The following is a 17,507-nucleotide window of genomic DNA, read 5'->3' as shown; positions in this document are numbered from 1 at the left end:
TATCAAACCGCTTTCCTTTTTCTAAGGCCGAAACCAACTCAAATCCGTTTGGAAAGACGGCGTATTCGCAGCTAAAATTTTTTGATACTCTATATAGGTTTATGAGTTGTACCATATTGGACAGCTCGTCAATATTGTCATCACAGACCGCAATCTGTATCATAAGCACCCCTCCATTTCCATGATATTCCACACTAAGTATACCATAAAAGTCGAATATCCAAAACTATGATTCATGCAGCAGACGGTTTTTGAGGGGGATTTTTGATATATTGAACTCAAGAAACGTTCCCTATACGCTACCCAACAGAAATGGATGATTTGAAATGAAAAAATTACTGGCACTTATGGAAAAAACGCAGATGGCAAAGACTGCCTAGTTCAAGTGGTAAATTGCCGAGTATACAAGTACAAAATGAGCAGACGGACAAAACTGTGGTCTGTCTGTCCATTCCAAAAATGAATAAGGAGGACTTTATTATGCTGACAACTTTCATCGCAATTGCTGCGGTCATTGTTCTATGGACAATCTCCACGCAGCGCAAACTGGTCGTGCTTGATGAGAATATCAGCAACGCCATGAGCCAGATCGGGGTGCAGCTGTCAAGCCGTTTTGACGCTCTAACGGCCCTTTTGGATTTGATAAAGGGCTACGCCAAGAAGGTATTATTTCCGAAGCCTTGGGCAGGATTGCCATGGTAACGGAGCAATACCCCGAATTAAAGGTAAACCAAACTTATATCAAAACCATGGATGCGGTGCAAACCTTTGAAAACATGGTGCGCACCAGCCGCCTGATTTACAACGACAGCGTGACTAAGCTGAACCGTGAAATCCGAATGTTCCCGGTCTCCGTGATTGCCGGGATGTTGGGCTTTAGGCAAAGAGACTATCTTGAGGAGCAGGCGGCGGAACAAGATAATGATTGATACTATATGGAGGGAATATTGCTAAGAAAGTGAGATAATCCAGTGTAGTATTTCTATACTGTTGATTATAAATAATAAAAAGAAAGGAATGGCATTTAACGATATTGTGTTGGATAATATTACCTCACCAGCACTAGTGAAAACAGCCACAGGACTTACTTGGACTGGAGATGTAGCACTTTCTGCTTTAGGTGTAGCAACTTGGGATGATGTAGCCAGTGAAGCTGGTTATGAAATTCTAATTTGGGTTTATGTTAATATATTAGACATAAATCTACCCCTTTTCTTTTTACAGCAAAGTTCCCATTTACTTATGGTGCTGTTCTCTGTATCAGTTACAAGTAAGGTTTGCCTAATAAATGTTCCTATGAATTTTGTTTCAAATAATATCTTAAAGTGGTTTTACATAAATATTTTTAGACAATTGCCTAAGCTTATCTACATCTAATATGTGTATTTTCTTATCATCACATTTTATAATTGATTCTGCTTCCATTTCTTTAAGTGTTCTGTTTAAATGTCTATATGTTGTACCTAAAAATTGTGCAATATCTATATATGATGAATTTAAAATCATGTAGTTCTCACCGGTTAAATGTTCAACTAAATAACTAGATAATCTATTAATAAGCGGGTATACAAAATTATATGAGCTGTTATTAATAGTTCCATAAAGCTTTTCACTTAAAGAATCCACCAAGTGATGCAAAAACTTTATATTATTAAAATATTTTTCTCTGAGTATTGCAGAAGGAATTGCTAATAAATAACTATCTTCTACTGCATCAATATTGCAAAGTATAGGAATGCCTTTAAAAAGTTCTAGATCCCCTACAGTATTAAAATCTTTATAAAATTTTAAAAGCATCGATTTCCCATTTTCAAAAGGATAATAAATCTTGATTTTACCCTCCACAAGTAAATAATAATATTCAAGAGTTTCTCCTGATTCTAATATATACTCTTCTTTTTCATAGAAATGAAGTTGTGCATATTTTAATACTTCATCATCAAATATCTTTTCTATATTGTGTTTTTTAATATACTTATTTAAAAGCTTATTATCCGAAATTTTTCTCATAAACTCTCCTAACCTGACCAATGTCATGTTCTAATCGTTATAAATATATTATTTTATTTATAACGACTTGTAAAGAGGTGAATCAATTTGAATAAATACGGAACCTTAGCTGTTTTATAAGGATGTGAATGTAATGTATATATTTTTTTCATTCTTTACAGGAATATTAATTGTTGTAAGCATGATGTTAAATCGAGAATTGTCTAAATGCATAGGAATGATAAATAGTATCTTTATAAACTATTTAACAGCTGCAATCTCTTCTCTTCTTTTATGCTTTTTTATGATAGATTCTATACCTAGCTATTCTTCCATATCAAATATTCCCTTAATTTATTTTTTGGGAGGAGCTATAGGCGTTTTAACAACTTATTTATTTAATGTTATAGTTCATAAAGTATCAACAGTATATACCGTTATACTTCGTTTTATAGGTCAAGTGCTTACAAGTGCAATTATAGACTACTGGTATTTAAATATTTTTTCTATGGGGAAGGTACTAGGATGTATTCTATTCTTGATAGGTATTATACTTAATGCAAAATCTAATGAAAACTATAAACAAAATCAACTTAATTGCCTAATAAAAGAGAGAGTGTAATTACTTAAGATTAGACTCTCTTATCTAGTTCTTAACTTAGATAGCTTTTCCCTTTCATAACTTACCTCCAATCACTTTTTACATTATAATAAGTGTATAGGATAATAAACTTATAGGTAATTGTCCAAGATATTTTCGGGACTTAAGAGAAACCTCATCTACTTGATTTTTATTTACCTCTATGATATCATGAAAACAAATAAACAATTTGTTTTTGTATTTATGATATATGGAGGTACTTTATGCTATGGCTAAATTTACAGAGTTAGAAAAAGAAAAAATTCGAGAAGAATTGCTTGAAGTTGCCTATCGTTTCTTTATAGATAAAGGTTTTAAGAGTACCTCTTTTGAGGATATTACTTCCTCAGTTGGCATTGCAAAGAGTTCTTTTTATCTATTTTTCCAGTCAAAAGAAATGTTATATATGGAATTGTTAGCACATGAGGGAGAGCAAATTGAAAAGGAGATTTGGCCAAAGGTTATGGCTGCTGAGGATATACGTTCAGCTATAAAGGCGTACTTAAATACGATGACTTTGGAACTAGAATCTAAGATTTTAACCCAAAGGCTGGTTTATGACCTTGAGGAGTACAAACTTGTATCTAGAAAGCTAAATCCAGAGTATGTTGGTTCAGAGAATCTAAGAAGCATTGTCCCTCTTATGGAGTTTATAAAGTCACGTCAAGAATCTAAGGAGATTATCGATGAAGACCCAGGCGTTATAGCTGGAGTTTTAAGATCAGCTTTATTAATAGGCTCTCAAAAGGGAGATTTACAGCAATATAATTATGAAAGAGTTAGAGAGTTATTATTTGAAGCTGTTGCTAATCAAATTGCTCGGACTTAATTGAGTCTAAGTAATGATATTATCAAATAAAAGTAGAAAAGTGGTGATAAGTTTATGAAACAAGTTATGGAAATAGCTAAAAAACATAGTCTTATTTTAAAGGAAGAAACAATGCAGTCTAATGAATCTGGACTTGATTTTCAAGTTGTATTTGCACAGGATGAAAGTGGAATTGATTGGGTTATTAGATTACCTAGGCGTCAAGATGTTATGCCCAGAACAAAGGTAGAAAAACAAGCATTAGATTTGATTAATCAGTATGGGAAATCTTTTCAGGCACCAAACTGGATCGTTTACACAGATGAGCTAATAGCATATAAGAAGTTAGATGGTGTGCCAGCAGGAACTATAGATCATAGTATAGGTAACTATGTTTGGGAGATAGATATTAACAATGTTCCAGAATCATTTCACAAGTCTCTTGGCAGAGTGTTAGCAGAGATTCATAGCATACCTAGTGATAAAGCTGCGGAACTTGGCCTAGTAGTGCAAACACCAGAAGAAGCAAGAATTTTAATGAAGCAGCGTATGGATAATGTAAAAGCAAAGTTTGGTGTAGGTGAGAAACTATGGAACAGATGGCAGGCATGGATTAATGATGAAGAAATGTGGCCTAAGAAAACTGGACTAATTCATGGAGATGTACATGCCGGACATACTATGATTGATAAAGAGGCTAATGTGACTGGATTAATCGACTGGACTGAAGCTAAGGTTGCAGATATTTCAAATGATTTTGTTTTCAACTATAAGGCCTTTGGAGAAGAGGGACTAAAAGCTTTGATTCTTGCTTATAAAGAAGCTGGTGGATATTATTGGCCTAAGATGGAAGAGCATATTATTGAACTGGTAGCTGCATATCCGGTTTCAATTGCTGAGTTTGCAATGGTATCTGGTATTGAGGAATATGTTCAGATGGCGAAGAAAGCACTGGAAGTATAAGAATGCTCTTTACTTTGACAATTATGTTATCAAAGTAAAGAGCATTTTCTGTTATTCTTGGTTTCCTACAGGAATATTGCTGTCTCCTATATAATATTGATTATTGTGGATTCTTAACTTATATATATCTATAGAATTATCTATTTTTATTTCATTAGAGCCATCAGTATCCATTCTAAAAAGCCCACTAATATTTTTTGTAAAATATATATATCCATCTTTTATAAAGTAATGTTCAGCAACTCCTACTTTTTCCTTATCTTTCCCATTAAATCTTACTCTATACAGGTTACTATCAAATAAAACTTTATAGTAAACCCATCCGTCCGTTACACTCAGATCAATAGCACAATCATAGCTATTGCTTTCCTTTTCTTTCGGTAATAAAAACTTGGATAAAGTTAATACATTACTACCATCTAAATTTGACCTGTTTAAAGTCCAGGTTTTTCCTGGAATACTATAATATATATAGTTTCCATCAATGGTAAAATCGAAGGCACTACCACTTATTAATTTCGTTAACTCTGTTCCATCTGTCTTTATTCTATAGATTCCAGTAATAGATGGCAATTTAGCTTCCGAGTCTACATCTGAAAAGTATATATAATCCTGAGCAACACGTATATCTCCAGAGACATTTTCTTTTAATTTTGTTCTATTAGTACCATCTGTTTTTATCTTATATAGTCCTAAATCTGTATTGTCGGCAGATGGTGAATTAGCCTTTTTAATATAGTATATCCAATCACCTACTATATTGAGGCTTGAAGTAGTATCATCGCAGAGTTTTATTTTTTCAGATCCATCTTTTTTAATTTTATAGATTCCTCTTAAGCCTGTCTCCATTGGAAGATCATACTGTCCAACATAAAGCCAGTCTCCACTGGAAGTTCCATATTCACTACTTACAAATTCACTATCACTATTAGAATAACTTAAATTAGAGTTATTTATATCTAAGTTGTAATTTAAGTCTTCTTCTACATCCTTAGATACAACACCTACTCCTCCTAAAATTATTCCTTTTTTTATCTTATTACTGTTAAGGTATTTTTTTCCTTCTTCAATATTTGTCCCATTTGTCAGTATTATAGGAGCATTTAATTTAGCAGCTAGTGCACTTCCTGATAAAGCATCTGGAAATAATTTTCCGTTTGCGAAGACCACATTGCTAGGGTATTCATCGAAGTATTTACATATGCTCATAGAAGTTTTATACCTATCATCACCATAAATCCTAATAAGGTTTGTGTCATCTAAGCTAGCTGCGGTTTTTATTCTAGACATTACCTCATCACTTACTACTCCATTTCCACCAATAACATATACTTTTGAAGGTTTAAGTTCAGAGATCTTATCTTCAGCTGACTTAGGCAGTTTTTTAGACTCAGTAAGTAAAATAGGGTAACCTTTATTAGCAGCAATACTAGATATACTCAATGCATCAGCAAAGTTTTCTCCATTTACAACAACTATAGGGGTTCCATTTGAGATATTCATACTATTAATTATAATCTTATTTGTATCGTATCTATCTTGGCCGCCCATTCTAAAAATATTAGTAAATCCTTGTTTTTTTAGGTACTCTATAAACTCATCACTAACAGATGAAGTTCCTCCTAATATATATATATTTCCATCCTTTTTTAAATGGTTTTTTATATAATCTAGAGGCGCTAGACTTGAATTTATAGATTTATCAACTAAAAGCATAGGTGCATTTAGTGATTTAGATAGTCCACTACCTGCAAGTGCATCAGCGAAACCGTTACCACTAGCTATAACCACATTGTCCAACTGTCCACTTGAATAGTAGTTTGCTATATTGACTGAGGTTCCGTATCTATCCTGACCATATAACCTGTCCAGGTTTCCTTGAGCATGAACAACAGGTGCCTTAATGAAAGAAATACCTACTGCAAAACCAATAACATACTTGACCATTGCATTTTTATTAAACATTAAGATTTACCCCCAATTTAGAATAGAATCAATCTATAATTAATTCTATAGCCTTTAAGTATAGCTGTAAACAAGAACTATTTTACATATTAATTAAAATTGTTAGCAGGAAATAATTTTTACTTGAATAGTATACTAAGGCTAAAGAAATTATATCTTTCTTTTTAAAGAATTGACAAAAGTAATTAACATCTATATAATTATAGATAAAGTCAGTCTGTAATATCTTTTAAAGGAGGGGTCACTTTGAAATATTCGAAAGCTACAAACTATGCACTACATACCGTTGCATATATGACTGCACATGATAAGACTGATAATTTAGGTTTACAAATGTTAGCAAGCCACTTCAATATATCAGCTACCTATCTTTCAAAGATTTTAACGCAGTTAGTAAAGGCCGGCTTGGTTCAATCAACTCCAGGTGTAAATGGCGGTTATGTTTTGCGTAAAAAGAAAGAGGACATTTCATTTATGGATGTAATCAAAGCAATTGAGGGGACTGGAGCATTATTTAATTGTGAACTCCATGAGGAAGATGGTAATTGCCGCATTCTCAAAGTAATGGCAGAAGCAGAAAATGTTATGGAGACATATCTTCAAAACAAGAAGATTTATGAAGTAGTTCAAAAGACAACAACGGATGAAATAGGTAAAGAATAACTTTTTACCTATATAGTCTATTATACAGTTTTTTATATTTTAATTATGGATATTATGTATCTTTAATATATATATTATAATCTGTGACATATGACCAACTACAGTACTGTAGGAAATAGCTAGTAACTTTCTCTGGCAAAGGGATAGGGTTTTGATTTGTTATAAATTAATAATTATGCTTACTGAGATACTATTAAAATAAAACATACGAGGAGAGATATATATGACCGAATTCTGGGAATCAAGTTTTATAGAAAAGCAAATGATGTGGGGACTTGAGCCTGCAGACTCCGCAATCCTAGCAAAGGACTTTTTCCTTGAGAAAAAGGCTAAGGACATATTAATTCCAGGTATTGGCTACGGTAGAAATGCAAAGATTTTTTTAGACAACGGAATTAATGTAACAGGTATTGAGATATCAAAAACAGCCATTGATTTGGCAAAGCAAATGGGACTTGATACTAAAATCTATCATGGTTCAGTAACTGATATGCCCTTTGATAACAAGCTTTATGATGGAATATTTTGCTTTGCACTCATCCATTTATTGAATAGTGATGAAAGGGAAAAATTAATTAAGGATTGTTATAATCAGCTAAAACCTAATGGGCATATGATTTTTACAGCTATTTCAAAAAAAGCGCCAATGTATGGAAAGGGAAAACAACTGAGTAAGGATCGATTTGAGATAATGGAAGGCGTAAAAATGTTTTTTTACGATTCTGACTCAGTAAAACAGGAATTTGGGAACTATGGACTAATAGAATTTGGAGAAATTGATGAGCCAGCTAAGAATAAGGAAAGTAAACCTCCATTGAAATTTACAATTATAAAATGTAAAAAAGAACTGTAAAAATAGCACTGCCGCAACTTCTTATTATTTATATAATATTTAGTGTTATTAAACAAAAATCACCATAGAAAATACCTTTCTATGGTAATTTTTTGATGTCAACATCAGGTTTACTTGTGAATTATTAAGATGTTTGTCACACTTAGAAATCGTCATTAGGCAGATTTAAGTATAGTAAAGCGGTCTTGGTATAAAATACATAATAAGATTTATATTTGTGATAGTTACATTCAGAATATATTGGAGGTTACCTAAATGAAAAACAAGAAAGGCATTTGGATATTTACAGTTATCGTTCTGGTTTTTATTATGGGAGGGTTTCTACTTATTAAAAACCTAGCAGCAACAAGTTATGGTAAGGTTAACACCAAGATTGCAACAGTATTAAAGGCTAATAAATATTTCAACCCTAACTCAATTAAGGGAAAACCAATGAATCAAATACGAGAAATTTTAAATAAGGATTCTATTTTATGGAGTGCAAAACCTATACCTTTTTCCAATATAAAAGATACCAATATAGAGATATCTTCCTTAAAGATACCTGTACGAATATATAGGCCTGAAGGAGGCAGTAAGCTTCCTATAGTTGTTTATTCCCATGGTGGCTTTTGGATTGCAGGAAACCCAGATACCAGTGACAATATTTGCAGGAAGCTTTCAAAAAATACAAAGGCAATAGTAATATCAGTAGGCTATCGTCTTGCACCGGAAAACCCTTTTCCTGCTGGAGTTGATGATGTGTACAATGTAGTTCAGTGGGCTCATAAAAATGCTGAAAGTATTAATGGAGATTCAAAACATATAGCCATTGCAGGAGATAGTTCCGGTGGAAATATTACAGCTGCAGTTTCTCAAATGATACGGGATAAAAATGGACCGGACATAACTTGTCAGGTATTGATATACTCATCTACAAACCTGTCTCAATTAAACAGTAACTCTTGGTCTCAGTTATCCAGTAAATTTAATATTTCTAAGGAAGATATGGAGAAATATATATCACTGTATATACCTAAGAAAGAAGATAAGAAAAACCCCTATGCATCTCCTTTATTAGCTAAAGATCTTAGGGGATTACCTAAAACCCTTATGGTAATAGCTGAAATTGATCCTTTACGAGATGAGGGAGAAGCCTATGGTAAAAAATTAAAGGAAGCTGGTAATGAGGTTGTTATTAGTAAATATAAAGGCTCTGTACATGGCTTTATTGCAATGGATAAGATTTCAACAGCAGGGGATAAGGCTTTAAATGAAATTTGTTCATATCTTCAAAAAGAGTTTCAGAAAGATAACATATAAGTGTTACTGCCTATATTGTATAAAAAACTATAAAGTGGTATATTATGATATATAAGCCCTAAGTTTAGAATATATTCCTAGACTTAGGGCTATTATAAGCTAAAAATTTAGACGTAATGTCTATATAAAGTCTCTTGCAACATTCAGGAGATATATGAAGGAGCAAATGAATATGAAAAAATTAAACATTGATTTAGAATTACTTTTTCAGTCCCTTTCCTTTGATGATGATACCCTAGGTTCTGAGTATTTAGACACTGAAACAGGAGACATAATGAACATTCCCTATGAAGTGACTAAGGTAGTTAAGGGAGAACTTGATGAAGAAGCTTTAGCAGACTGGCAAAAGGAACTATTAAAGGATGCCTATGCTATTGAAGAAGATTCTGAAGACCGTTATATAATGATACCTAATATTGATGATTCCTTTTTTTACGATGCAATGGTTCAGTTCTCAGAGTATGAAGTGGAATCGGAAATCTTAGGTGAGAAGCTCTTAGATGCTTTAAATGGAAGAAACCCTATGAGAAACTTTAAAAATGTAATATGTCAGTATCCAGAGGAATTAGATAAATGGTATGCTTATGAAGATCAAAAGGCTAAAGAATATGTAATTGACTGGCTCAGAGGCGAAGGAATTGAGCTTGAGTAAAATGAAATCTAGAAGGGGATCTCTATGAAATTTATTGGCTATAGAACATTAAAAACAGGAATTGGTGCAGCAGTTGCAATGATTATAGCTAAAGAACTGGGATTAGAATATTCCGTGTCAGCAGGTATAATCACTATTTTAAGTATTCAAAGTACAAAGAAGCAATCAGTTATAATTGCTGTTCAGAGAATAGGAGCCTTTATCTTAGCACTTTTCCTTTCAATAATTATTTTTAAACTGCTAGGGTATAATCCCTTGGCTTTCGGTGTGTTTTTATTAATTTTTATTCCTTTAACGGTAAGGTTTAACTTAGATCAGGGAATTGTTGTAAGCTCCGTACTTATAACTCACTTATTAGTTCAAAAATCCACTGAACTATTTTGGATATGGAACGAGTTAAGCTTAATGCTAATTGGAGTTGGGGTGGCATTACTGCTTAACCTCTACATGCCTAGTATAGAAGGAAAAATCAAAGAGGATCAAAATTACATAGAGGAAAAGATGAAGGAAATTCTCATCCACATGGCTGATACTCTAAAAAATAATGATTTTTCCATAAAAGAAGATGAGCTGGTTACTAGTCTTGAAAAAAGACTGCATAAAGGAAGAAACAGAGCCTATAATAATTTTAATAATTTTTTTCTTTTAGATACAAGCTATTATGTGCAGTATATGGAAATGAGAATTCAGCAATTTGAAACAATTAAAAGAATGAGAGAACATTTTCAAAGATTCTTTATGACCTATGAACAAACTATAATGATAGCTGACTTTACAGAAAATGTTGCGAATTCCATATATGAAGAAAACACTGCAGAGGGCCTTTTAAATCAATTAAATTTTTTAAGAGATGAGTTTAGAAAAATGGCTCTTCCTTCTACAAGAGAAGAGTTTGAAAACAGGGCAATGCTTTTTCAGTTTTTAAATGATCTTGAACAATTTTTGCTGATTAAACACAATTTTAAAAAAGATGTTATGAATGGTAATGAATAGCTTTATAAATAATAATCTTTAGATTAGACATAATAGGAATGTAGTCTAAATTATTTATGAAGGAGGACTTCCATTATGTTGTTAAAAAGCCATGTAGATAAAGATAAATTAGATAAAGTTCCAGTAGGACAGCCCTTTGTGTATAAAGATATAGTAGATGAAGCTTTTCCAGATGAGGAGCATACTAGTGATGGTAAAAGGTTTAAGGCAGAGGTTGAAAATGGTGTTTATGAAGGCGTAGAAGTAGTAAAAGATAACGATAAAAATCGTGTGTTGTATAAAAAACTATAAAATGGTATATTAAGATATAGGCCCTAGGTTTAGAATTACATTCCAGACTTAGGGCTGTTATATGCTTTTTGTCTACAATGACTTTGATATAAGCATTTGCTTATACTTTCATCAGGAGGGAAAATTAATGCAGTTTAATTTAATAAAAGAAATTTTAACTGGGGCAATAACAGGATATATAACTAATGCTTTGGCAATAAAAATGATTTTTAGAGAATATGGTATAGGAAAGCTTAAAGTAGGTGGTGTAGTAGTAAAGACGAGAGATGAATTTATTGAAAATGTAAGTTCATTGGTGGAAAGAGAAATTATTAACTACGACACTTTAAACGGTGTACTTGAGGAAGAAGCTTTTAAAACTAGCTTAGAAAAGTTAGTTGAAGACTTGTTAAATATTCATATTTATAACAATACAGATAACCTATCCTTAGGAGAACTTGAAGGCTTTTCTTCAACAGTAAATAAAACAGGAGAGTACATAAAAGCTTCTATTAATGAACATCTTCCAGAGGTTTTCAATACTATTTCACAAAAGCTTAATTTAAAAGACTTATTTGGTGAAAAACAGCTTCAGCACATAAGCGGAGAATTGTTTAATTTACTTTTAGATAAGTTAAATAATAGTGAGTTTATAGAAGAAGCTATAGAGGATTTTTATGAGGAAAATAAATCTTTAAGCTTTGGCGAAATTTTTGAAAGTAAGCTTACTGATGCTATAGGGGAGAATTTTAAAGAAAATACTAAAGGCTTACATTTAGAACTAAAAGATAAATTTGACAATGACATTCATAAGCTTTTAGAAAATACTATAGATACTTTAGAGATAGATAAAATATTAAAAGCATTGGAAGAAAAAATACTAGAAAAAAGAATAGTAGACTTTGCAAATGATAAAGATAGCAGTCAATTAGGAATAAAATTAAGAGAGGGAATTAAAGAATTTTTATTATCACAGGAAGGTAAGACATTATCAAACACTATAAGCAAAGAATTATTAAACCTTTTAAGGTCCATAGATAAGCCAGTTTTCCAAATGTTTTCCGGCAGTCTAGCAGAAAATATTGAAAGCTTTTTTAATGACAAGCTTCAGTATGTAATAAAAGAAATAATATTATGGATAGAAGATAACAAAAAGGACATAGAGGGATTAATTGAGGCGGCTATAGATGATACTATAGATTCTATGGACGGCAGCTTAAAAAAGAACGTTATGGGTTTAGTTAAGGAAAAGTTCTTAAATAATATTGGAGAAAAGTTTGATATAGTAGCTAAATTAACGGAATATCTAGAGGAAAATACAGATAAAGACTGGATAGCTAGAGATTTAACAGTTAAAATTACTAAATATATTAAAGAAGAGAATATATCTGCCATTATTGAAGACTTAGAAAAGAAAAATGTACTTACAGAGGAAGGACTAAGTAACTTTATAACTTATAATTTAACTAATTATATAGATTATATACCGGAAGATTATTTTTCTAAGCTTTTAAATAAAAAGCTAAAGGATATATTTAGTATAGATTTAATAGGAATCTTTGAAAGACAGGTTAAGGCTCCTTTAGTTTGTGCAATAAAGGATAAGTACATATATACAGAAAATATTACTAAGTTGGTAGCAGAAGAAGGAATTAGAAGTCTAGAAAAGGTAACTACTTCAACTTTCCAGCAGTTACTAACAACAGAGACAGTGGCTTTAGGCAGTGAAAAAATTAAAACCCTGTTGATAGAGGGATTAAATAGTAATAAAGATAATACAGTAGAGGGAATTTACAGGGAATTAAACAAAGCCATTGGCTCTCACAGCTTGCACAGTGGATTAGATGAAAAACTGAAAAGTTCTTTGTTAGAGGAGGCTGCAAAAAGAATAAAGGTAAGCACAGATAAGCTTCTTGAGGAAAGCAAAGGCTTAAAATTTAGAGAGATTACTGAAAGTGTAAATAGCATAAAGGATATAAATGGCAATCTGTCAGCCTTTATTCATTCCTCACTAAAGGATAACCTAGAAAATATTCTTCAAGGAAATATAAAAAAGACAGTAGCTATAAATCTATCTAACCTAAAGGATGAAGAGCTTCAGGTGATGGTAGAGGAATTCATGGGAAAAGAAATGAAGCCAATTACAGTAATAGGGGCAGTGCTAGGGGCAATTGCCGGTATTGGAACTTATTTCTTTAATGGAGCTATTTTACAATACAATCAAATTACTGCAGTTACTATAAGTGTAATAGTTTATGCTATAGTTGGATGGCTCACTAATGTGCAGGCACTGGCAATGCTTTTTAAACCTTATAATGAAAAGAGATTTTTAGGAATTAAAATACCTTTTACACCAGGGGTAATTGTAAGCAGAAAGCCAAGGTTTGCTAAGTCTATGGGTAACTTTATAGAAGAGGAGCTTTTAAATAAGAAAAGCATTGAAGAGTTATTTGATAAGAATAGAGCCGGTATAAAAACAGCTTTTGCAGACGGAATTTCAAAGGATGATTATAAGATAATAGGAGATTTTCTTTATAATCACCATCAGCTTATAGGTGACAAAGGCTATCAATATGGTAAGAAGCTTATAAACAAAAATAGGAGCAAGATTTCAAGTTCCTTAAGCTGTGCAGTAGGAGAGTTTACCTTTGAAAAAGTGGATTTTTCTAAGATAAAAGCTGCAGCGGAAAAGGAAAGCTTTGAAAGAATTAAGGCTTTTGACGAAACAATAGCATTTAAATTAAATGAAATACTTAAGTCAGAGGATGAAATAGTAAAAGTTATTCCAAAGGAGTTAATGGAGATAATTGAGAGCGGGTTAAAAGGTAAAACAGAGGACATAATTAATCTGTTATCCACCTATATTGATGATGAAGATAAAAGAGCTCAGCTTATAAATTCTCTTTCAGAGAGGTATGAAGAAATAGGAGATAAGTCTTTAAGAAACCTTCTTAGTGAAAAGGAGCTTACTAACTTAAGAGTGGCCTTAAACCGTTTTATAATAAACAAAATGACTTCAGAGGATAGCAGAGAAAAGGCAGTAAAGTGGCTGGAAAGCCTTGTTTCAAGAGAATTTACTTCTGATAAAAAGATAGGGCAAGTACTTAATGGTTTTGTTGTGAAACTGCTAGAAGATAACTTTAGCTATATAGTAGATAAGACAGTGAGGTCTTTAATAAAAGGAATAGCTAATAATCAGCAGGTTATAGCAGAGGTGGCTATAAGTACTACAAAGGAAAACTTAAATTTCTTTGAGATAATGGGATACAATATGCTTGGAGGAGACGAGATAATTTCTAATGTAGTAGATAACTTAGTGAATCATAAGCTGCCAGCTTATATTGAAGCTAAAAAAGGTGAGTTAGGCGGAGTATTAGTAGAATTTATAGATAATAAAATCTTCAACAGCTCTGTAAATCAGTTAGGAATAAGTCTTCAGCACAGTGAACTTACAGCGGTAATTGATAGATTTATCAATGATAAAGATAAGATTCTAGGGCTGAGCAGCAGCTTAATAATGGTTGCAGATAGTATATTTAACTGGATAACAAAGGTTAAAGTACAGCAGTGTCTTAAGGCACTATCTATTAGCAATATTGAAGACTTGGCCTATGTATTTAAAGAGGAAGGAAACTTTATACAAAAGGAACTAAAAGATAGTGTTAATAGGAATAAAGCAGCTTTAGCCGAAGAGTACAGTTCTTCCCTTTATAAAATTTTTCAAGATTTAATTCTATCTAAGAAGGTTAACCTGTTTACTAAAGGAATAGATGATAGTTATGCTGAAGATACAGCTAAGAGAATAGGCAGTTTGCTTTATAATAGTGATGGACTTAAGAAAAATCTTGGAGGCTTCATAGATAGCTTTACAGAGGAAAAGTTAAGAAAGAAAAATCTTGGACAGTTATTGGATTTAGTTGAATTTAATAACTCAATAGAAACTTCTTTGGCTAGACTTATGGAAGATGAACAGTTAAATAAAGAGGTAAGAGAAATATTAATTAGTATAGTTAGTGATATAACAGCAAATAATTTAGAAATTATAGATATAGACACAAAAGAAGCTGTTGTTGATATATTGATGAACTCTGCCTTAGATTCCTTAAAATATAACTTAGCAGATATTTTAAATAATGTTCATTTTAGAAGCATAGCAGAAAGACAGATAAACAATATGGAACCTAGAGAAATAGAGGACTTGTTCAATTCCTTTGCTAAAAAGTATTTTGACAGGTTAAAGTTATATGGTCTTTGGGGTGGAATTTTTGGACTTCACTGGCTTATTGGAATAATCGGTGTTGTAGCTTATGCAGGCTCTGCTGCAAAGGATAGTTTAAAGGAGTAAAATTATCTATTGCAGCAATGGATATGTTCACTGATAGCTTTATATAAAAATGAGATGGGGTTAAATCCCATCTCATTTTTATATAATTTCAAGTATATCTTTAACAACTTCACCGCCATCTAGAGGAGGTACCGGCATTAAGTTGCTGATGAAAAACATGAAGTTTGAAGCTATAAGCATTATAGAAAAGTCTTTTAAATTAAAGTTATCCTTTCCTATAAAGAGTTGTTGTAAATAACTTAGCATAGTTCCATTTTGGATAGAGCTAAGTAAAGCAATTAATCCTTCTGTTAAATTTCCATCTACATATATATAGAATAAAAAGATAAAGGCTATAAAATTAAAAGTAACACCACTTAAATTAAGAAGAAACTTCTTTAAAAAGCTAAGTTGTTTCGGCTTAAAAAAAGTATGTCCACCAAGAGGCAGTAAGCCTAAGATAAAATTCATATTCTTTCCTTTTACGGATAATATAGAAGGACCTACTCCAATAGCCAGCTCTGTAACAGTGATTTCACATAGTCCTCCTATCAAAAGGTGTCCTAACTCATGAATAAAGACTGCAGAGTAAAGGCACAAAACTAAAAATAAAAAACACACTTTAAGCGAACCTCCAAATGTTGACTATATGTATATAATATTAGCAAGGGTTAGCTGGTATAACTAAAATTTATGAAGACAGCCTAAAAACTTTCTAATATTGGCTGAAAAATTAAGCTCTGTTTATAGACTATATCCAAGCTTCTTGGCCTTATAGTAACAGGATACAAGAGCAGCTACATCATATCTGGCATCGTGAAAGTTTACGTCAGCACAGCCAAAAAGACGTTTTGCTCCTTTAAGTACTATGTTCTTGTCCACTTCAAGAAAATCCATTGTCTCCTCTAACCTAGGATTCTTCAGCCTTCCTGTTTTTGTTTTTGCTTGTACTATAGCTTTAAAATATTCCATAGTGCAAAAGAATTCTGAAGGAGTCCAGTCCATGGCCTCTAATCTATTAAATTCTGTATGGATAAATTTTTTATCGAAATTAGCATTGTGAGCTATAAAGATACCACCTTTTAAATCATTAGCAACTTCCTTAGCCACATCTTCAAAAGATTTTCCATCAGATAGAATCTTTAGAGTCCTAACATCAAAGCCATGGACTGCTTGAGCTGAGGGTTCAATATAATCTACGGTAAAAAAGAAATTCTTTGCAAAGGCTACCTTTTCTACTCCTCCAGCATTTGTATCGCATACACAATAGGTAAGTTGTATTATTTGCCCTGGCTCTATGCCAGTGGTCTCTGTATCTAAAAAAATTTTCTTCATAGGTAATTTAGTCTCCTTTGTAGCTTTGTCATAATATCAATATTATATTAAATTTGTCACTGTAAAGTCTAGTTTTAACTATGTTCATATCCCAATTCATCTAAATATTTATCTACTTTTCTATTCCATTGTTTATAAAATTGAGAGTTTTCCTCTCTGACTACAGACATAAAGAAGGGAAGCACCCCTAATTTATAAAGACCCTTTGATAGATGTCTAGGAAAATCTCTTTCTTTTGAGTAAAACTTTTTCGGATCAATTACCATTAAAGAGCCATTTGGCTGAATTATAATGTCCTTACACCTTATGTCTTGCTTTAGGAATCCTAATTTTTTAAACTCTTCTAACAGCTTGATAATCTTTACTGCAAGTTTCTTATCTAGGCCATGTTTTTTTATATAATCTTTTAGTATTATACCATCAACATAGTCTCTTATCATATAGTTTCCTGACATGCCGTAAACTCGAGGAAAGTATCTATTATTATTTACTCTGTTTAGGATATAGTACTCTTTTTGGCAGCTCTCAACGGTAAAACAAATTTTAATTACCTTTTCATCAGGAAGTAAATAGACTATGCCATTATTACCTCTGCCTAGAAGTTTACAATCTAAAAGATTAACATCAAAATTCTTAATATACCTTTCATATATACTTTTATTCAATTTAGCTCCCTTCCTAAAATTGCTATGGACTGTGGGATTTACCTTTAAACTAAAAAATAGTTTCATTTCATAATATGCTTCAAGT

At 32.1% G+C, this 17,507-nt stretch carries 18 protein-coding genes; 13 read left to right on the top strand and 5 right to left on the bottom strand.

Annotated features, from left to right (window positions below; genetic code table 11):
• Positions 1 to 480: 480 nt before the first annotated feature.
• The 3 genes from P8V03_RS19165 (at position 481) to P8V03_RS16380 (ending at position 1,377) form a co-directional block, all read left to right on the top strand.
• Positions 481 to 702, top strand: coding sequence for a LemA family protein (locus tag P8V03_RS19165; protein WP_346432514.1), 222 nt, complete (start codon positions 481 to 483; stop codon positions 700 to 702).
• Positions 696 to 929 carry a LemA family protein gene (locus tag P8V03_RS19160; RefSeq protein WP_346432513.1) on the top strand — a complete coding sequence of 78 codons (234 nt, stop codon included), beginning with the start codon at positions 696 to 698 and terminating at the stop codon, positions 927 to 929. Before P8V03_RS19165 ends, P8V03_RS19160 begins: the two co-directional genes overlap by 7 nt.
• Positions 930 to 1,017: 88 nt before the next feature.
• Entirely contained in the window at positions 1,018 to 1,377 is a 360-nt protein-coding gene (locus P8V03_RS16380; protein WP_318799001.1) for a hypothetical protein, read from the top strand.
• Here P8V03_RS16380 and P8V03_RS16375 read toward each other — a convergent pair.
• Entirely contained in the window at positions 1,321 to 2,010 is a 690-nt protein-coding gene (locus P8V03_RS16375; RefSeq protein WP_318799000.1) for a Crp/Fnr family transcriptional regulator, read from the bottom strand. The two genes, P8V03_RS16380 and P8V03_RS16375, sit on opposite strands and share 57 nt — an antisense overlap.
• Before the next feature lie 133 nt (positions 2,011 to 2,143).
• Between P8V03_RS16375 and P8V03_RS16370 the strand changes: the two genes are divergently transcribed.
• The 3 genes from P8V03_RS16370 to P8V03_RS16360 all read left to right on the top strand — a co-directional run bounded on the left by P8V03_RS16370 (position 2,144) and on the right by P8V03_RS16360 (position 4,400).
• Entirely contained in the window at positions 2,144 to 2,611 is a 468-nt protein-coding gene (locus P8V03_RS16370) for a DMT family transporter (RefSeq protein ID WP_318798999.1), read from the top strand.
• Between the two features lie 247 nt (positions 2,612 to 2,858).
• On the top strand, positions 2,859 to 3,458 hold the full coding sequence (locus P8V03_RS16365) for a TetR/AcrR family transcriptional regulator (RefSeq protein WP_318798998.1): 600 nt from the start codon (positions 2,859 to 2,861) through the stop codon (positions 3,456 to 3,458).
• Between the two features lie 54 nt (positions 3,459 to 3,512).
• Positions 3,513 to 4,400: an Mph(B) family macrolide 2'-phosphotransferase gene (locus P8V03_RS16360; protein ID WP_318798997.1), complete on the top strand. Its 888-nt coding sequence runs from the start codon at positions 3,513 to 3,515 to the stop codon at positions 4,398 to 4,400.
• A gap of 51 nt (positions 4,401 to 4,451) precedes the next feature.
• Here the strand turns inward: P8V03_RS16360 and P8V03_RS16355 are convergent, their stop codons facing one another.
• Positions 4,452 to 6,365: a cell wall-binding repeat-containing protein gene (locus P8V03_RS16355; protein ID WP_318798995.1), complete on the bottom strand. Its 1,914-nt coding sequence runs from the start codon at positions 6,363 to 6,365 to the stop codon at positions 4,452 to 4,454.
• Positions 6,366 to 6,611: 246 nt separating this feature from the next.
• Here P8V03_RS16355 and P8V03_RS16350 point away from each other — a divergent pair, with 246 nt between their 5' ends.
• The 7 genes from P8V03_RS16350 to P8V03_RS16320 all read left to right on the top strand — a co-directional run bounded on the left by P8V03_RS16350 (position 6,612) and on the right by P8V03_RS16320 (position 15,443).
• Positions 6,612 to 7,028, top strand: a complete 417-nt coding sequence (locus P8V03_RS16350; RefSeq protein WP_261669814.1) for an RrF2 family transcriptional regulator — start codon at positions 6,612 to 6,614, stop codon at positions 7,026 to 7,028.
• A 223-nt stretch (positions 7,029 to 7,251) separates the two neighbouring features.
• The gene (locus P8V03_RS16345) at positions 7,252 to 7,881 is read left to right on the top strand and encodes a class I SAM-dependent methyltransferase (protein ID WP_318798994.1); all 630 of its coding nucleotides are present in this window, start codon (positions 7,252 to 7,254) and stop codon (positions 7,879 to 7,881) included.
• A gap of 255 nt (positions 7,882 to 8,136) precedes the next feature.
• Complete coding sequence (locus P8V03_RS16340; RefSeq protein ID WP_318798993.1) at positions 8,137 to 9,183, top strand: alpha/beta hydrolase; 1,047 nt, start codon at positions 8,137 to 8,139, stop codon at positions 9,181 to 9,183.
• 172 nt (positions 9,184 to 9,355) lie between these two features.
• Entirely contained in the window at positions 9,356 to 9,835 is a 480-nt protein-coding gene (locus P8V03_RS16335) for a UPF0158 family protein (protein WP_261669817.1), read from the top strand.
• Positions 9,836 to 9,859: 24 nt separating this feature from the next.
• The gene (locus tag P8V03_RS16330) at positions 9,860 to 10,828 is read left to right on the top strand and encodes an aromatic acid exporter family protein (protein WP_261669818.1); all 969 of its coding nucleotides are present in this window, start codon (positions 9,860 to 9,862) and stop codon (positions 10,826 to 10,828) included.
• A 75-nt stretch (positions 10,829 to 10,903) separates the two neighbouring features.
• Positions 10,904 to 11,119, top strand: a complete 216-nt coding sequence (locus P8V03_RS16325; protein ID WP_261669819.1) for a hypothetical protein — start codon at positions 10,904 to 10,906, stop codon at positions 11,117 to 11,119.
• A gap of 127 nt (positions 11,120 to 11,246) precedes the next feature.
• Positions 11,247 to 15,443, top strand: a complete 4,197-nt coding sequence (locus P8V03_RS16320; protein WP_318798992.1) for a DUF445 family protein — start codon at positions 11,247 to 11,249, stop codon at positions 15,441 to 15,443.
• 78 nt (positions 15,444 to 15,521) lie between these two features.
• Here P8V03_RS16320 and P8V03_RS16315 read toward each other — a convergent pair whose 3' ends face one another.
• The 3 genes from P8V03_RS16315 to P8V03_RS16305 all read right to left on the bottom strand — a co-directional run bounded on the left by P8V03_RS16315 (position 15,522) and on the right by P8V03_RS16305 (position 17,422).
• A complete protein-coding gene (locus P8V03_RS16315; RefSeq protein ID WP_261669821.1) occupies positions 15,522 to 16,043 on the bottom strand; it encodes a site-2 protease family protein in 522 nt (173 codons plus the stop codon).
• A 123-nt stretch (positions 16,044 to 16,166) separates the two neighbouring features.
• Positions 16,167 to 16,757: a 3'-5' exonuclease gene (locus tag P8V03_RS16310; RefSeq protein ID WP_261669822.1), complete on the bottom strand. Its 591-nt coding sequence runs from the start codon at positions 16,755 to 16,757 to the stop codon at positions 16,167 to 16,169.
• A gap of 74 nt (positions 16,758 to 16,831) precedes the next feature.
• Positions 16,832 to 17,422 (bottom strand): protein kinase, encoded by a 591-nt coding sequence (locus P8V03_RS16305; protein ID WP_261669823.1) that lies wholly within the window; start codon positions 17,420 to 17,422, stop codon positions 16,832 to 16,834.
• Positions 17,423 to 17,507 lie beyond the last annotated feature (85 nt).

Source organism: Clostridium tanneri (genome assembly GCF_033659955.1).
Classification (GTDB): Bacteria; Bacillota; Clostridia; order Clostridiales; family Clostridiaceae; genus Clostridium_AM; species Clostridium_AM tanneri.
This window is presented reverse-complemented; position numbering and strand designations above follow the sequence as displayed.

What these genes read in the sequence shown, in the direction of transcription:
- P8V03_RS19165 (WP_346432514.1), top strand. Translation starts at nt 481, where the DNA reads ATGCTGACAACTTTCATCGCAATTGCTGCGGTCATTGTTCTATGGACA.
- P8V03_RS19160 (WP_346432513.1), top strand. Translation starts at nt 696, where the DNA reads ATGGTAACGGAGCAATACCCCGAATTAAAGGTAAACCAAACTTATATC.
- P8V03_RS16380 (WP_318799001.1), top strand. Translation starts at nt 1,018, where the DNA reads ATGGCATTTAACGATATTGTGTTGGATAATATTACCTCACCAGCACTA.
- P8V03_RS16375 (WP_318799000.1), bottom strand. Translation starts at nt 2,010, where the DNA reads ATGAGAAAAATTTCGGATAATAAGCTTTTAAATAAGTATATTAAAAAA.
- P8V03_RS16370 (WP_318798999.1), top strand. Translation starts at nt 2,144, where the DNA reads ATGTATATATTTTTTTCATTCTTTACAGGAATATTAATTGTTGTAAGC.
- P8V03_RS16365 (WP_318798998.1), top strand. Translation starts at nt 2,859, where the DNA reads ATGGCTAAATTTACAGAGTTAGAAAAAGAAAAAATTCGAGAAGAATTG.
- P8V03_RS16360 (WP_318798997.1), top strand. Translation starts at nt 3,513, where the DNA reads ATGAAACAAGTTATGGAAATAGCTAAAAAACATAGTCTTATTTTAAAG.
- P8V03_RS16355 (WP_318798995.1), bottom strand. Translation starts at nt 6,365, where the DNA reads ATGTTTAATAAAAATGCAATGGTCAAGTATGTTATTGGTTTTGCAGTA.
- P8V03_RS16345 (WP_318798994.1), top strand. Translation starts at nt 7,252, where the DNA reads ATGACCGAATTCTGGGAATCAAGTTTTATAGAAAAGCAAATGATGTGG.
- P8V03_RS16340 (WP_318798993.1), top strand. Translation starts at nt 8,137, where the DNA reads ATGAAAAACAAGAAAGGCATTTGGATATTTACAGTTATCGTTCTGGTT.
- P8V03_RS16335 (WP_261669817.1), top strand. Translation starts at nt 9,356, where the DNA reads ATGAAAAAATTAAACATTGATTTAGAATTACTTTTTCAGTCCCTTTCC.
- P8V03_RS16330 (WP_261669818.1), top strand. Translation starts at nt 9,860, where the DNA reads ATGAAATTTATTGGCTATAGAACATTAAAAACAGGAATTGGTGCAGCA.
- P8V03_RS16325 (WP_261669819.1), top strand. Translation starts at nt 10,904, where the DNA reads ATGTTGTTAAAAAGCCATGTAGATAAAGATAAATTAGATAAAGTTCCA.
- P8V03_RS16320 (WP_318798992.1), top strand. Translation starts at nt 11,247, where the DNA reads ATGCAGTTTAATTTAATAAAAGAAATTTTAACTGGGGCAATAACAGGA.
- P8V03_RS16310 (WP_261669822.1), bottom strand. Translation starts at nt 16,757, where the DNA reads ATGAAGAAAATTTTTTTAGATACAGAGACCACTGGCATAGAGCCAGGG.